Origin of the sequence: Enterobacter sp. ECC-175 (genome assembly GCF_043968675.1) — a bacterium.
GTDB lineage: Bacteria > Pseudomonadota > Gammaproteobacteria > Enterobacterales > Enterobacteriaceae > Enterobacter.
Map to the genome: position 1 here is coordinate 4,522,048 of NZ_CP143776.1, position 14,971 is coordinate 4,537,018.

General features: G+C 54.1%; 11 protein-coding genes, 2 tRNA genes and 2 pseudogenes. 10 read left to right on the plus strand and 5 right to left on the minus strand.

The annotated features are described in order from the left end of the window. A complete protein-coding gene (gene tsaD, locus V1599_RS21370) occupies positions 1-1,014 on the minus strand; it encodes a tRNA (adenosine(37)-N6)-threonylcarbamoyltransferase complex transferase subunit TsaD (RefSeq protein WP_112010796.1) in 1,014 nt (337 codons plus the stop codon). 237 nt (positions 1,015-1,251) lie between these two features. Here tsaD and rpsU point away from each other — a divergent pair, with 237 nt between their 5' ends. From rpsU to rpoD, 3 genes are all read left to right on the plus strand, one after another. After that, the gene (gene rpsU, locus V1599_RS21375) at positions 1,252-1,467 is read left to right on the plus strand and encodes a 30S ribosomal protein S21 (RefSeq protein WP_001144069.1); all 216 of its coding nucleotides are present in this window, start codon (positions 1,252-1,254) and stop codon (positions 1,465-1,467) included. A 115-nt stretch (positions 1,468-1,582) separates the two neighbouring features. Then, on the plus strand, positions 1,583-3,328 hold the full coding sequence (gene dnaG, locus V1599_RS21380) for a DNA primase (protein WP_297116336.1): 1,746 nt from the start codon (positions 1,583-1,585) through the stop codon (positions 3,326-3,328). 165 nt (positions 3,329-3,493) lie between these two features. After that, positions 3,494-5,338 (plus strand): RNA polymerase sigma factor RpoD, encoded by a 1,845-nt coding sequence (gene rpoD, locus V1599_RS21385; protein ID WP_112010799.1) that lies wholly within the window; start codon positions 3,494-3,496, stop codon positions 5,336-5,338. A gap of 104 nt (positions 5,339-5,442) precedes the next feature. Here rpoD and mug read toward each other — a convergent pair whose 3' ends face one another. Further along, the gene (gene mug, locus V1599_RS21390; RefSeq protein WP_112010800.1) at positions 5,443-5,949 is read right to left on the minus strand and encodes a G/U mismatch-specific DNA glycosylase; all 507 of its coding nucleotides are present in this window, start codon (positions 5,947-5,949) and stop codon (positions 5,443-5,445) included. A 124-nt stretch (positions 5,950-6,073) separates the two neighbouring features. Between mug and V1599_RS21395 the strand changes: the two genes are divergently transcribed. From V1599_RS21395 to V1599_RS21420, 6 genes and pseudogenes are all read left to right on the plus strand, one after another. After that, positions 6,074-6,149 (plus strand) — tRNA-Ile (locus V1599_RS21395). A gap of 142 nt (positions 6,150-6,291) precedes the next feature. Then, positions 6,292-6,450 (plus strand): annotated as a pseudogene (locus V1599_RS21400) (Repressor protein CI); the annotation flags it as partial. Then, positions 6,447-7,468, plus strand: a pseudogene (locus V1599_RS21405) (tyrosine-type recombinase/integrase). The pseudogenes V1599_RS21400 and V1599_RS21405, both read left to right, overlap by 4 nt. Further along, the gene (locus V1599_RS21410) at positions 7,462-8,484 is read left to right on the plus strand and encodes a hypothetical protein (RefSeq protein ID WP_395300816.1); all 1,023 of its coding nucleotides are present in this window, start codon (positions 7,462-7,464) and stop codon (positions 8,482-8,484) included. The pseudogene V1599_RS21405 and the gene V1599_RS21410 overlap by 7 nt, the downstream one beginning before the upstream one ends. Before the next feature lie 60 nt (positions 8,485-8,544). Then, positions 8,545-8,692, plus strand: a tRNA-OTHER gene (locus tag V1599_RS21415). Positions 8,693-8,906: 214 nt separating this feature from the next. Further along, entirely contained in the window at positions 8,907-10,076 is a 1,170-nt protein-coding gene (locus V1599_RS21420; protein ID WP_395300817.1) for a DNA repair protein, read from the plus strand. On the opposite strand, the gene V1599_RS21425 is transcribed toward V1599_RS21420, so the two are convergent. Then, positions 10,077-10,841: a siderophore-interacting protein gene (locus tag V1599_RS21425; protein ID WP_395300818.1), complete on the minus strand. Its 765-nt coding sequence runs from the start codon at positions 10,839-10,841 to the stop codon at positions 10,077-10,079. Positions 10,842-10,987: 146 nt separating this feature from the next. Between V1599_RS21425 and V1599_RS21430 the strand changes: the two genes are divergently transcribed. Continuing rightward, positions 10,988-11,476 (plus strand): PadR family transcriptional regulator, encoded by a 489-nt coding sequence (locus V1599_RS21430; RefSeq protein WP_297116353.1) that lies wholly within the window; start codon positions 10,988-10,990, stop codon positions 11,474-11,476. Here V1599_RS21430 and V1599_RS21435 read toward each other — a convergent pair. Both V1599_RS21435 and V1599_RS21440 read right to left on the minus strand, forming a co-directional pair. Further along, on the minus strand, positions 11,473-13,032 hold the full coding sequence (locus tag V1599_RS21435) for a methyl-accepting chemotaxis protein (protein ID WP_395300819.1): 1,560 nt from the start codon (positions 13,030-13,032) through the stop codon (positions 11,473-11,475). The two genes, V1599_RS21430 and V1599_RS21435, sit on opposite strands and share 4 nt — an antisense overlap. A 239-nt stretch (positions 13,033-13,271) precedes the next feature. Continuing rightward, positions 13,272-14,792: a PAS domain-containing methyl-accepting chemotaxis protein gene (locus tag V1599_RS21440; protein ID WP_112010807.1), complete on the minus strand. Its 1,521-nt coding sequence runs from the start codon at positions 14,790-14,792 to the stop codon at positions 13,272-13,274. Positions 14,793-14,971 lie beyond the last annotated feature (179 nt).

A 14,971-nucleotide genomic window follows, 5' to 3' on the forward strand; every position in this document is an offset into this window, starting at 1 on the left:
TTACGCCTCCGGCAGTTCCGCCAGCGGCCAGCGCGGACGAACGGAGACGCTCAGGTCTGCCGTTGCTCCCGCGTTCATACGCACCATGCCCGCATAGGCAATCATCGCCCCGTTATCGGTACAAAATTCCGGACGCGCGTAGAACACTTCCCCACGACGCTTTTGCATCATCTCCGCAAGCTTCGCGCGCAGCGTGCGGTTAGCGCTCACGCCGCCCGCCATTACCAAACGTTTGAAGCCGGTTTGATCCAGCGCGCGCTTGCACTTGATCATCAGCGTGTCCACCACCGCATCTTCGAACGCACGAGCGATGTCCGCTCGGGTTTGCTCGCTATCGTCATTATTACGAATGGTGTTGGCGGCAAAGGTTTTCAGGCCGGAGAAGCTGAAGTCCAGCCCCGGGCGGTCGGTCATCGGTCGCGGGAATACGAAGCGCCCTGCCGTCCCCTGAGAGGCCATTTTGGACAGCATCGGCCCACCGGGATAATCCAGCCCCAGCAGCTTGGCGGTTTTGTCGAACGCTTCACCCGCGGCGTCGTCAATCGACTCGCCCAGCAGCTCGTACTTACCAATGCCCGTCACGCTAATCAGCTGGGTATGGCCGCCGGAAACCAGCAGCGCCACAAACGGGAACGCAGGCGGATTATCTTCCAGCATCGGGGCCAGAAGGTGCCCTTCCATATGATGCACAGGAATGGCGGGAACATCCCACGCGAACGCCAGCGAGCGGCCCACCGTCGCGCCGACCAGCAGCGCGCCGACCAGGCCCGGCCCTGCGGTATAGGCCACCGCATCAATATCGTTGGACGTTAATCCAGCCTCTTTCAGCGCCGCCTGGATCAGAGGAACCGTTTTACGCACGTGGTCACGAGAGGCCAGCTCGGGCACAACGCCGCCGTAGTCAGCGTGCAATTTCACCTGACTATACAGTTGGTTGGCCAGAAGCCCTTTTTCATCGTCAAAAATAGCGATGCCGGTTTCATCGCAGGATGTTTCAATACCCAGTACACGCATGACTTGTTTTACCTCGTTTCAATACCGCGCAGTGTAGGGCCAATGCGGGTTGATGTAAAACTTTGTTCGCCCCAGGACATCCGCTCGTGTATACTCCTCCTCCTTATAAAAGTCTCATTTCAAAATCGCATCGGTGCTTTACAAAGCAGCAGCATTTGCAGTAAAATTCCGCACCATTTTGAAATAAGCTGGCGCTGATGCCAGCGGCAAACCGAATTTATTAAAGGTGAGAGTTACATGCCGGTAATTAAAGTACGTGAAAACGAGCCGTTCGACGTAGCACTGCGTCGCTTCAAACGTTCATGCGAGAAAGCAGGTGTTCTGGCTGAAGTTCGTCGTCGTGAGTTTTATGAAAAACCAACGACCGAACGTAAGCGCGCTAAAGCTTCTGCAGTGAAACGTCACGCGAAGAAACTGGCTCGCGAAAACGCACGCCGTACTCGTCTGTACTAATCTGTTGAGAGCACGCGCTCTCAATTGACAGACAGAGTAGTAGTCGTAAGGCCGTGCTTCCGGAAGGAATGCGCGGCTTGTTTTCGTTTATAAGTCGCTTAAATTTTTGGGGCATATGGCCGGAAGAATCCCACGCGTATTTATCAATGACCTGCTGGCCAGAACCGATATCGTCGATCTCATCGACGCGCGGGTAAAGCTAAAAAAGCAGGGCAAGAACTACCATGCGTGCTGTCCGTTCCATAACGAAAAAACCCCCTCTTTCACCGTAAACGGTGAAAAACAGTTTTACCACTGCTTCGGCTGTGGCGCCCACGGTAACGCGGTCGATTTCCTGATGAACTACGACAAGCTCGAGTTCGTTGAGACCGTCGAAGAGCTGGCGGCGATGCACAATCTCGAAGTGCCGTATGAAGCAGGCAGTGGGCCAAGCCAGATCGAGCGCCATCAACGGCAAACGCTGTACCAGCTGATGGACGGTCTTAATTCGTTTTACCAACAGTCTCTTAAGCACGCTGCTGCTGAGCCTGCGCGTCAGTATCTGACAAAGCGCGGACTGAGCGACGATGTGATTGCGCGTTTCGCTATTGGTTACGCCCCTCCCGGCTGGGACAACGTGTTAAAGCGTTTTGGCGGCAATAGCGAAGATCGTAAATCGCTTATCGATGCGGGCATGCTGGTCACCAACGACCAGGGACGAAGCTACGACCGCTTCCGCGAACGGGTGATGTTCCCAATCCGCGACAAGCGTGGCCGGGTGATTGGTTTTGGTGGTCGCGTGCTGGGTGACGGCATGCCGAAGTACCTCAACTCCCCGGAAACCGATATTTTCCATAAAGGCCGCCAGCTTTACGGGCTTTATGAAGCTCAGCAGGATAATGCGGAACCTCCGCGCCTTTTGGTCGTCGAAGGCTATATGGACGTCGTCGCGCTGGCGCAGTACGACATTAACTACGCGGTTGCGTCGTTAGGCACGTCTACGACCGCCGACCATATCCAGCTGCTGTTCAGAGTGACGAACAACGTCATCTGCTGTTACGACGGTGACCGCGCGGGGCGCGACGCCGCCTGGCGCGCGCTGGAAACGGCGCTGCCGTATATGACCGACGGACGTCAGCTGCGTTTTATGTTCCTGCCCGATGGTGAAGACCCGGATACGCTGGTACGTAAAGAGGGCAAAGCGGCGTTCGAAGCGCGGATGGAGCAGGCGCAGCCGCTCTCCACGTTTTTGTTTAACAGCCTGATGCCGCAGGTTGATTTGAGCACTCCTGACGGGCGCGCTCAGCTCAGTACGCTGGCGCTGCCGTTAATCAGCCAGGTTCCCGGAGAGACGCTGCGCATCTATCTGCGTCAGGAGCTAGGCAACAAGCTCGGCATTCTCGATGACAGTCAGCTTGAACGTTTAATGCCTAAACAGGCTGAAAACGGTGCGGTTCGCCCCGCGCCACAGCTAAAACGCACAACCATGCGTATACTGATAGGATTATTGGTACAAAACCCGGAACTTGCGCCGCAAGTGCCCTCGCTGGCGGGTTTGAACCACGAAAAGCTGCCTGGTCTGAGCCTGTTTTCAGAGCTGGTGAATACCTGTTTATCGCAGCCAGGCCTGACGACCGGACAGCTTTTAGAGCACTATCGCGGCACAAAAGAGGCCGCAACCCTTGAAAAACTGTCGATGTGGGACGATATAGCAGATAAGGATATCGCAGAAAAAACCTTCACCGACTCACTCAACCATATGTTTGATTCGATGCTTGAGCTGCGCCAGGAAGAGTTGATAGCTCGCGAGCGCACACACGGTTTAAGCAGCGAAGAGCGCCGGGAACTCTGGATGATTAACCAGGAACTGGCAAGAAAATAAGTCAAAGACAAAAGAATTTAACGGCTTAAGTGCCGAATATCGATCGGGAAGCCCCCGGCAGCCGCACTGAGAGGCAGCGGCAAAAATATAAGTACGCCCTCGCTTTAAAGGTTGGCAGCCCCATCGTCAACACCAATCAAACGAATTAAGTGTGGATACCGTCTTATGGAGCAAAACCCGCAGTCACAGCTGAAACTTCTTGTCCAACGCGGTAAGGAGCAAGGCTATCTGACCTATGCCGAGGTCAATGACCATCTGCCGGAAGATATCGTCGATTCAGATCAGATCGAAGATATCATCCAAATGATCAATGACATGGGCATTCAGGTGATGGAAGAAGCACCTGATGCCGATGATCTGTTGCTGGCTGAAAACTCCAACAGCACTGATGAAGATGCTGAAGAAGCCGCTGCGCAGGTACTTTCCAGCGTTGAGTCTGAAATCGGGCGTACCACCGATCCGGTCCGCATGTACATGCGCGAAATGGGTACCGTTGAGCTGTTGACCCGCGAAGGCGAAATCGACATCGCAAAACGCATTGAAGACGGTATCAACCAGGTTCAGTGCTCCGTTGCCGAATACCCTGAAGCCATCACCTATCTGCTGGAGCAGTACGACCGCGTTGAGGCTGAAGAAGCTCGCCTGTCCGATCTGATCACCGGTTTCGTCGATCCGAACGCTGAAGAAGACCTGGCGCCAACCGCCACTCACGTCGGTTCCGAGCTGTCTCAGGAAGAGATGGATGACGACGAAGACGAAGATGAAGAAGAAGACGACGACAGCAGCGATGACGACAACAGCATCGATCCTGAACTGGCGCGCGAGAAGTTTGCTGAGCTGCGTACCCAGTATGAGCTGGCCCGCGACACCATCAAGGCGAAAGGCCGCAGCCACGCTGCCGCTCAGGAACAGATCCTGAAGCTGTCTGAAGTGTTCAAGCAGTTCCGCCTGGTGCCAAAGCAGTTCGACTACCTGGTGAACAGCATGCGCGTGATGATGGATCGCGTGCGTACCCAGGAACGCATCATCATGAAGCTGTGCGTTGAGCAGTGCAAAATGCCGAAGAAGAACTTCATTACGCTCTTCACCGGCAATGAAACCAGCGAAACCTGGTTCAACGCCGCTATCGCGATGAACAAGCCGTGGTCTGAAAAACTGCACGATGTTAAAGAAGACGTGCAGCGCGGCCTGATGAAGCTGCAGCAGATCGAAGAAGAGACCGGCCTGACCATCGAGCAGGTAAAAGACATCAACCGTCGCATGTCCATCGGTGAAGCGAAAGCCCGCCGCGCGAAGAAAGAGATGGTTGAAGCGAACCTGCGTCTGGTTATCTCTATCGCTAAAAAATACACCAACCGCGGCCTGCAGTTCCTGGATCTGATTCAGGAAGGCAACATCGGCCTGATGAAGGCGGTAGATAAGTTCGAATACCGTCGCGGCTACAAGTTCTCCACCTATGCAACCTGGTGGATCCGTCAGGCAATTACCCGCTCTATCGCGGATCAGGCGCGCACCATCCGTATTCCGGTGCATATGATTGAGACCATCAACAAGCTCAACCGTATCTCCCGCCAGATGCTGCAGGAGATGGGTCGTGAGCCAACGCCGGAAGAGCTGGCCGAGCGCATGCTGATGCCGGAAGACAAGATCCGCAAAGTGCTGAAGATCGCCAAAGAGCCAATCTCCATGGAAACGCCAATCGGCGACGATGAAGATTCGCATCTGGGTGATTTCATCGAGGATACCACCCTCGAGCTGCCGCTGGACTCTGCGACCACCGAGAGCCTGCGTGCCGCCACGCACGACGTACTGGCTGGCCTGACCGCCCGTGAAGCGAAAGTCCTGCGTATGCGTTTTGGTATCGATATGAACACCGACCACACGCTGGAAGAAGTGGGTAAACAGTTCGACGTAACCCGCGAACGTATCCGTCAGATCGAAGCGAAGGCGCTGCGCAAGCTGCGCCATCCAAGCCGCTCTGAAGTGCTGCGTAGCTTCCTGGACGACTAATCCGTCCGGCATTGTGAAAAAGCTCCCTTCGGGGAGCTTTTTTTTGCTTAGCCCCTCTCCCTGTGGGAGAGGGCCAGGGTGAGGGCATCAGACCGCAGAGGCCGCTAAAGCCCGCGCACCACCAGCGCTTCATCCAGCTCGCGATATGCCTCCACCAGCTTGTCCAGCGTCGCCCTGTTCAGTCCGCTCGGGTTAGGCAGCACCCACACCTGCGTGACGCCAATTGTGATGCTCTGCTTTCCCCACATCGCGCCGCGCTGGCTAAACGCCTGCTCGTAAGCCTGTTTCCCCAGAATCGCCAGCGCTGCCGGCTGATAGTCTTCAATCTTCTTAATCAGCTCGCGCCCGCCGCTACGCAGCTCGTGCAGATTTACCTCGCTGGCCTGCACCGTGGGGCGTTCGACCAGCATGGTGATCCCACAGCGCGTGTCCAGCAGATGCTGTTCCTCTTCCGGCTTCAGCAGCCTGTCGGTAAACCCCGCCTGGTGGATAACCTTCCAGAAGCGATTGCCCGGATGGGCGAAGTGAAAACCCGTATGCGCCGAGGACTTACCCGGATTGATACCGCAAAACACCACCCGCAGCCCGGGGGCGAGAATATCGTTGATCATGACTACTCCGCTCTATACATCGTTATAGAAGTATAAAGGATTGATTATGCGTTGTTTATAAAAACAGCAGGCAGGTTTGAATGGCTGGATTGCAGCGGGGAGTTACTCTATAATTCACCGCCACGGCCCCTTAGCTCAGTGGTTAGAGCAGGCGACTCATAATCGCTTGGTCGCTGGTTCAAGTCCAGCAGGGGCCACCAAATTTAATATGTAAAAACATACAGTTAGGCCACTCTCGCGAGTGGCCTTTTTGTTATCTCATATTCGAGTGGCGATAGAATGGCGGTGGATTTTTTACTGCCAATTTGTTGAGGTCATAAAAAACTTACTTTCTGATGGACTTTGGTTGATATTGAGGGGGCTACCAGCATCAGAGAATTGACGCTCCGACCGGGTAAAAAGTTACACGTTGCGGGTGGCAAAGTGCCGTTTGAGTGCGGGATAGAAGAGATAAAAACGATTGGCCGTGTAGCGGGTGTATACAGCGAGGTTAATCGATGACTGTCCGTAAAAATCCGGCTAGCGGTTGGATTTGTGAGCTCTACCTAAACGGTGCAAAAGGCAAACGTATCAGAAAGAAATTCGCTACAAGGGCGAGGCTCTGGCGTTTGAGCAGTACACCGTTCATAACCCGAGGTAGGAAGAAAAGGAAGACATGCGCACGTTAAAAGAGCTGGTTGATTCATGGTATAGCGCTCATGGCATTACGCTGAAAGACGGCTTGAAAAGCCAGTTAGCCATGCACCATGCTTTTGAGTGTATGGGCGAACTACTCGCACGCGATTTCGATGCTCAAATGTTTTCACGCTACCGAGAGAAGCGATTAAAAGGTGAGTATGCCCGATCAAATAGGGTTAAAGAGGTTTCGCCCCGCATGCTTAATCTTGAGCTGGCCTACTTCCGGGCGGTGTTCAATGAGCTCAATCGCCTCGGTGAGTGGAAGGGTGAAAATCCGCTGAAAAATATGCGCCCTTTCTGCACGGAAGAAATGGAAATGGCCTGGCTAACTCACGATCAGATTTCGCTACTGCTTGATGAGTGCAAACGGCATGACCACCCTGATTTAGAAACCGTGGTAAGAATTTGTCTAGCCACTGGCGCACGGTGGTCTGAGGCCGAGAGCCTGAGTAAAAGCCAGCTCGCGAAATACAAAATCACATACATCAACACGAAAGGCAGAAAAAACCGTACCGTTCCAATTAGCAAAGAGCTCTACGAGTCTCTGCCCGATGATAAAAAAGGTCGGTTGTTTAGTGATTGTTATGGGGCGTTCCGGTCAGCTCTGGAAAGAACAGGTATCGAGCTACCGGCAGGACAGCTTACCCATGTTTTGCGCCACACCTTCGCCAGTCACTTTATGATGAATGGTGGTAATATTTTGGTCTTGCAGCGAATACTTGGTCACACTGATATAAAAATGACGATGCGATATGCGCATTTTGCCCCAGATCATTTAGAAGACGCGGTAAAACTCAACCCATTGACTTGCCTTACCATTAAGGATGAAATCGCATGTTAGTTATAGACTTTGATGATAACGAAATAGATATTAATGATAAAATAAACGCTTCTTTAAATTTAATCATATCGACTATCATTAACCTCAATATCATAAATCAACTTCATGAGTTCAAAGAAATAAAATACTTGCCAGATGGTCTAAATGAACTTCTAACATTCAGCAACATTAATTCCAACTACTACTACTCAGACTCTCTTGAGGAAAAACATAATATAAGCGCAGGGGATTTATTTGATTTTATAGAGCTAGCCTTTGAAAAAAAGAAAATCCCTGCCGAGAGCGACTTAATTCTTGAAGCTTGTAAAGAATCCATTTTAGAGAATTTTATTACTGAGTATGGATACACCACAGCTATAGACAGCGGAATCATTGATGTTTACACAAGAGATATAGAATTGCTTGAAGTTGATTATGCTGAGATCATCGAGATACTTGATATTTTAAAAGGCAAGCCTAATGAACTTAAAAAGCAAAACATTATCTTACACTCATTTGCTAGAACACTATGTTCATATCTTGATTCACTATCACGAGAGTATCTGGGTGCTCTTTTTTCCAACAACCATTATTTTCTTTGCAAATTAATTCGTGATAAAAAGGACTTTTTGAAAATAACCAATGACAAAACGGCGTCAATTATCACGAGTTCCATACTAGGCAAGAAATTAAAAAATACAATAATAGATTTTTATGGTATTTCTGAAACTGAGAATGGACATCTTCATGCTATTTACAACCCAAAAATTTCAGAGCTAGATAGAATTATAGAAAGCAGAAATGAGATCATGCATAGATTCAAACCTCATAAACAACACTATAATACAATTCTATCTAAGTGGGGGTTGTTTGGTAAGTTCTTCAATGAAATCTATGAAGAACATAACTTTGAAAATAGAGACGGGAAAAACTTTTTATTAAGAAACTGCATAAGTATAATGAGTGAGGTATCACTTGATCATAAATATGTTACTGGAAAATTGGTTCAAGTTTATACAGACCACTATAATAATTAACTTAACTAATGCAGCGTTACCTACCATGATGGATTAGTTCAGATTGAGTGGCGATAAAATGGCGGTGGAAATGGCGAATGATGGGTAATCATTGGCAAACAGATGCAAACTATGTCAATGACAAATAACGTAAACCATTGATTTTTGGTTATTATTATAGGAACTCATAATCGATTGGTCGCTGGTTCAAGTCCAGCAGGGGCCACCAGATACAGCAAGGGCTGGAGAGAAATTTCCGGCCCTTTTGCTTTTTTGCTTGCCACACGATTGCTCCTCACACACCGCTCCCCTTTCTCCCCCCACCAAAAACAGCTAAAGAAATCCCCCGTCGCGCCGATCATCATCCGTGTGTATTATTTCCTGTAGCGTTCTCAACAACTAACCTTTACTCAACGACTTAAGCGTCAAAAGCGAAAGGCATCATGAGCACACCGATCAAACGGCTAGAGATCATCAAAAATGCCATCGAGCTGGAGGATGACGACATCACCCAGAGCCAGCTCGCGCGCCTGAAGAATGAAGCGTTTGACGACGAGCTAAGGGCAATCGTCGCCGCGCTTGAGCATAAGCGCTACACCGACGCGCTCGCGGCCATTATTGCCTGGCTGCAGGGCCAGCGCGCCGTTACGCCATGGCGCGACCCGCAGGTGGCGGCCAGCAAGCTTGAGCTAAAGGCGCTGGAGGAGCGGCTGCGGGAGCTGATTGACCGCCGCAACGCGCGCGTGCAGCAGCTTGATGAATTTAACGATCTCTACTTCGCCCGCCTCGGGCCGCTGATGCAGCAGATCCTCGGGCTTCGCAAAACGCTGGCGGAGCTGAACCTGCGCCGTCAGCGGGCCGAAGCGCAGCGTCGGGAAGAGGACTACCGCCGCTGCCAGCGCTATATGGCGCAGGCGGTGGAGGTGCTGAACACGCTGACCCAGCGCTGGCGCGAGTTACCCGCGGATTCCGTGCAGGCCGCCGACGCGCGTAAGCACCTGCAGCAGCAAAGTAACCTGATCGCGAACCTGCTGGCCGAAGCGCTGGAGCTGGAGAACGGGCTGACGCGTGAGGAAGAGCCGGCGCGCCAGGCGCGCGACGAGGCCAACGACGAGTATGAGAAATACCGCGAACAGCATCACGATGCCGAAGTGCGCCTGCGTAAAGGGAAAAATCTGTCGGAAGAGGACAGGAACGAGCTGAAGCGCCTCTGGCGGCAGGCGAGCAAGCTGTGCCATCCGGATCTGGTCGCGGACGACCTGAAGGAAGAGGCCAACGCGATGATGGTCCAGCTCAACCAGGCCAAACAGCGTGGGGATGTAAAAGCCATTCGCTCGCTTGTCGCCCGCCTGCAGCAGGGATTCGAGCCGCTGATGGCGAGCGACAGGCTGAACGATCTGGCGCGCATCCGCAAAAAAATGGATCAGGTGCGCGAGCAAATCAACACGCTGGTGAACGAGCTGGCCGAGCTGGAAAAAGAGGAGTCGTGGCTGCTGGTCTCCTCGCTGAGCAATATGGAAGCCTACTTTGCCCAGCAGGAGAAAGCGCTGAACGAGGTCCGCGCCTCGCTCGAAAATCAGGTGAGCGAAGCGCAGCTGGACTCGGCGGCGTAGTTATTTGGCGTGCCAGTACGCGCTGGCACGCACCAGCTGCGGGTCAATTGCGTCGGTTTCAAACATCCGGCTCAGGTTTTTTACCACCTTCCCCTCCCCGGTCAGCCAGATAAAGTAATCCTCTTGCGGAACGGTAAGCGCGGCCAGATGGTCTGCTATCGCCTGCTCGCTGTGGCCCACAACCCACGTGATGTTGAACGCGCTCAGGTGAGCGAGATAATCCTGACAGGATCCGTCCGCCACGCTCACAACCGCATGTATCTCCGGGCGTACCGGCAGCTTAGCGATCCCCTCCAGCCGACGGCGCAGCGCGGGCATGCCGGACTCGTCGCACACGTACAGCTGCCAGGCGTAATCTTCCGGCACCACCAGCGAACCGCGCGGCCCGCCGATGGTCAGCCTGTCGCCCGCTTTCGCCTTCAGCGCCCAGCTGCTGGCAATGCCGCCGTCGTGAATGAAGAAGTCGAGCGCCAGCTCGTGGTTAACCTCATCGTAGAGCGGCGTATAGTCGCGCGACTGCGGGCGTACGCCCTCGCCCCAGTCGATACCTTCCTCCGTGACGACGGGCGGCACAAAGGTCGCGCCCGGCGCGGGGAAAAAGACTTTGGTGTGGTCGTCAAAGCCGCGGGAGCTAAAGCCCTCCAGCGCCTCGCCGCCGAGGACAATGCGCTGAAAGCCCGCGCAGACGCGCTCAACGCGCAGGACGTTTAGCTCGCGAAAGCGCAGGTCGTTACGAACGCGCTGTGGGTAACGGGTAGTCGTCATTTTTATGCCTTCATGCTGTGAATTCGATATATCTAAATTGCGTTTTAAATGATAATGATTGCTAATAACGCAAAATGCAAGATCTTTTAGCTTGCATCTAAATATATCTTAGATACACTTTAGATATATCAATTTAGAGAGATACCATGCGACACGAACACGGCGGACGCCGACAGCGCCTCTTTGGTCACGGCGAGTTACGGCTGGTCATTCTGGAACTACTGACCCGCAGCGCGAGCCACGGCTATGAGCTGATCAAAGAGATTGAGAACCTGACGCAAGGGAACTACACCCCGAGCCCCGGCGTGATCTATCCCACCCTGGATTTTCTACAGGATCAGGCCTTTATCACCATCACCGAAGAGGAAAATGGCCGCAGGAAGATCGCGATCACCGTTGCCGGGCAGCGCTGGCTCGATGAGAATCAGGAACAGATGGAGAGCATTCACGCGCGAATCAGCGCGCGCTGCGTCGGGTTCCAGCTGCGCAAAAACCCGCAGATGAAGCGGGCTTTGGACAACTTCAAAGCGGTGCTGGACCTGAAGGTCAATCAGGGAGAGCTCAGCGACGCGCAGCTTAAGCAGATCGTGGGCGTTATCGACCGCGCGGCGCTGGAGATCTCCCAGCTGGATTAGGCCAGCGCGCGTTCGCCCACGCGGAACACGTTGACCAGCGCCTTGAGGTGCATCGCCTGATCGTTAAGCGATGCCGCCGCCGCGACGGACTCCTCCACCAGCGCGGAGTTCTGCTGGGTAGTCGAGTCAATCAGGCCAATCGCGCTGTTAATTTGCGATATCCCTTCCGTCTGCTCATGGCTGGCCTGGCGGATCTCGCGAAGTATCACGTCCATCTCCTCCACGTTGCCGACCATGCCGTTGATTAAGCCGCTGGCTTTCTCCACCAGGTTCATCCCGTCCTGCGTCTGGCTGGTCGAGCTCTCAATCAGCTGGCGGATTTCGCTGGCGGACGACGCGCTCTTCTGCGCCAGCTGGCGCACTTCTCCAGCCACTACGGCAAAGCCCCGGCCATGCTCCCCGGCGCGTGCCGCTTCTACCGCCGCGTTCAGCGCCAGAATATTGGTCTGGAAGGCAATGGCGTCGATCAGGTCGATAATGTCGGACATCCGGTTAGACGTATCGTTGATCAGGCGCATTTTGCTGGTCACCTGCTTCATCATCTCGCCGTTGTTTTTCACGGCGGCCGCCGCGTCGGCGGAAAGAAGCGTTGCTTCGCCGGTGTGGGAGGCGGTGTTTTTCACCGTCGCGGTAATCTGCTCCATCGACGCCGCCGTTTGCTCTACCGAGCTGGCCTGCTCCTCGGTGCGCGCGGCGAGATCCTGGTTGCCCGCCACAATCTGGGCGGCCGCGCTGGAAATGTTCTCCGAGCCGGTCTGCACCTGCTGTACGATCTCCAGCAGGCGCGTTTTCATCTCCATCAACGCGTGCAGCAGCAGGCCGGTTTCATCCTTGCCGTGTGGCGTGATGCTGGCCGTTAAATCACCGTCCGCGATGGCTTCGGCAAAATGCACCGCCTCGCCCAGCGGACGGGTGATGGAACGCACGATGTACCAGCCCATCAGGCTGCCCGCCGCCACGCTGAAGAGCGTAATGAGGATCAGCAGCATGCGGTTGGATTTGAAATCGCCGTCGACCTGCGCGCCCGCGCTTTGCATCTCGCCGTTTTGAATCGCAATCAGCTCCTGCACTTTCGCCTTGTAGGCCTGCTGGAGGCCCAGCGTGGTGGTGGTCATTTCCTCAACGGCAGCGGCGCGGTCGTTGCGCTGAACCGCCTGCAAAATTCGGTAGCGGGAGTCGAGATACTGCTGGCGCACGCCGCGGATATCCGCCAGCACCTGCTGAGACTGCTTATCCTGCAAGGCGTTATTGAGATCGCCCAGGATCAGCGTGATATGCTCGCTGATCTCTTTTAGCCGCTGCTCTGACCGCGCGGTAGAGGTTCCCCGCTCGTCCAGCAGCATCAGCTGTTGGGTGCTCACAAACTCCTGAAAGTTTTCGATCAGCTGGTTCGCTTTCACCGTTGTCGGATAATCGCGGGTAAGGATGGTTTGCATTCCGTCGTTCGCCCGGTTGAGGCTTATCAGAGACAGGCTTGCGCTCAGCACCATCAGAACAATAAAGAACCCAAACGCCAGAAATAATTTCGTGCCGATCCTTACGTCATGTATGAACATATATACTCCATCGATGTGATTATTTCTCAGACGATCATCGTTATCGGTAACGAATTCGCTAACTTTATGACTTTGATCGTTTTTTTCTGTAACACCAATGATTGAGCGTTGAGGAAGGAATAAAAAACCCGGCGTTTTTTTAGTTATTTAATATTTATTTAACATGGTGGCTTATTCAGAAAAACAAAAAGCCGTTTACCCTCAAATGGAATAAACGGCTGTGTAAATCCAAAAATAACTTAATGCAGCACGGTCACGGCGTCCTCAAGACGCCCCGCGCGGTGCTTCACCATGGCGGAGATCTGTGCGCTCTCTTCCACCAGATCGGCGTTTTTCTGCGTAATGCTGTCCAGCTCGGCGACGGCCCGCGTCAGCTCGGACAGCCCCGTCGCCTGCTCGGAGGTGGCATGGCTTATCTGGGCGATAAGCTGCGTGACGTTTTTCACCTGCTCGACAATGTCGTCCATCGTGCGGCCGGCGGCGTGAACCTGCTCAGAGCCGGACTGCACCTTGCTGGCGCTGGCATCGATCAGCCTGCGAATGTCGTTGGCGGCATTTGCGCTGCGGCTGGCAAGATGGCGCACTTCACCGGCGACCACGGCAAAGCCTTTGCCCTGCTCGCCCGCCCGGGCCGCCTCCACCGCCGCGTTCAGCGCCAGGATGTTGGTCTGGAAGGCAATGTCGTTGATAAGCTTGGTAATAGAGCCAATCTGCTGCGTGCTGTCGGCAATGTCGTCCATCGTTTTGACCACGGTGTGCATCGCATTTCCACCCTCGGTCGCCGCGCTGCTGGCGGCCACGGAGAGCTTATCCACCTCGGCGGCGGTGGCCGAATTGCTTTGTACCGAGGCCGCCATCTGGTTCATCGTTGCCACGGTCTGCTGCACGTTGCTGACGGTCTGGCGCGTGCGATCGTTGAGATCTTCATTCCCCTGCGCCAGCCTGTCGCTACCGTCGCGCACGCTCACCACCTGGCTTGAGACGTCATTGATCAGCCAGCGGCACATCAGCCCGAGCTGCCCGATCGCGCGGAGCGTTAGCCCCAGCTCGTCGCTGCGGTTCAGATGCTGCACGCTGTTACGCTCGCCCGTTGCCACCTTCAGCGCCTGGCGCGCCACGTTTTCCACCGGGCGAACAATCTGCTGCTCGAAGATAAGCGTGCCCGCCAGCACCGCAACCGCGCTCGCCGCCAGCGCCGCCCAGCCCGCCGAGGTGGCCAGCAGCGCGGCGGCCAGCAGCAGGAAGAGAACCGCCATCACGCCGCGAACGCGCCAGCGCAGCGGCATGGCGGGCAGCTTGCCGAGCCAGCTTTTGCCCACCACCAGCCCTTTGTGGATGCGCTTTTTGCAGCGACCTTCATTCAGCGCCTTGTAGAGCGGCTCTACGGCGGCAACCTCTTCTGCCGTCGCTCTGGTGCGAATCGACATGTATCCCGTCATCTGGCCGTTGCGCACCATCGGCACCGCGTTCGCGCGCACCCAGTAGTGGTCGCCATTCTTGCGGCGGTTTTTGACGATCCCGCTCCAGGGCTCGCCCTGCTGCAGCGTGTACCACATGTCGGCAAACGCGGCTTTGGGCATGTCGGGGTGGCGTACCATATTGTGCGGCTGGCCAAGCAGCTCCTGGAGCGAGTAGCCGCTTACTTGCACAAAGGTGTCGTTGGTGTGGGTCATGTAGCTGTGGAGATCGGTGGTCGACATTAAGGTGGTGTCAGCGTCCAGAGGATATTCGTTCTGTGTGACCCAGGATGAAGAGGACATGCGGGCATTCCTTGCAGGTTATTTGAATGTTAATTTTGTGGTTTATTGTTTTTTCGGCGATAACGAATTTATCTTTAGTTGTTAAACACGATAGAGATCGCAAATTTCAGTTAAACCGCACTTTTTGCACGCCTTTTTAATTAATTGATTTTAAATACTTTCATTCTGAAACTACTCCC

Bases quoted from the DNA above. Each gene is read 5' to 3' on its own strand.
- tsaD (WP_112010796.1), bottom strand. From the start codon at position 1,014: ATGCGTGTACTGGGTATTGAAACATCCTGCGATGAAACCGGCATCGCT.
- rpsU (WP_001144069.1), top strand. From the start codon at position 1,252: ATGCCGGTAATTAAAGTACGTGAAAACGAGCCGTTCGACGTAGCACTG.
- dnaG (WP_297116336.1), top strand. From the start codon at position 1,583: ATGGCCGGAAGAATCCCACGCGTATTTATCAATGACCTGCTGGCCAGA.
- rpoD (WP_112010799.1), top strand. From the start codon at position 3,494: ATGGAGCAAAACCCGCAGTCACAGCTGAAACTTCTTGTCCAACGCGGT.
- mug (WP_112010800.1), bottom strand. From the start codon at position 5,949: ATGATCAACGATATTCTCGCCCCCGGGCTGCGGGTGGTGTTTTGCGGT.
- V1599_RS21410 (WP_395300816.1), top strand. From the start codon at position 7,462: ATGTTAGTTATAGACTTTGATGATAACGAAATAGATATTAATGATAAA.
- V1599_RS21420 (WP_395300817.1), top strand. From the start codon at position 8,907: ATGAGCACACCGATCAAACGGCTAGAGATCATCAAAAATGCCATCGAG.
- V1599_RS21425 (WP_395300818.1), bottom strand. From the start codon at position 10,841: ATGACGACTACCCGTTACCCACAGCGCGTTCGTAACGACCTGCGCTTT.
- V1599_RS21430 (WP_297116353.1), top strand. From the start codon at position 10,988: ATGCGACACGAACACGGCGGACGCCGACAGCGCCTCTTTGGTCACGGC.
- V1599_RS21435 (WP_395300819.1), bottom strand. From the start codon at position 13,032: ATGTTCATACATGACGTAAGGATCGGCACGAAATTATTTCTGGCGTTT.
- V1599_RS21440 (WP_112010807.1), bottom strand. From the start codon at position 14,792: ATGTCCTCTTCATCCTGGGTCACACAGAACGAATATCCTCTGGACGCT.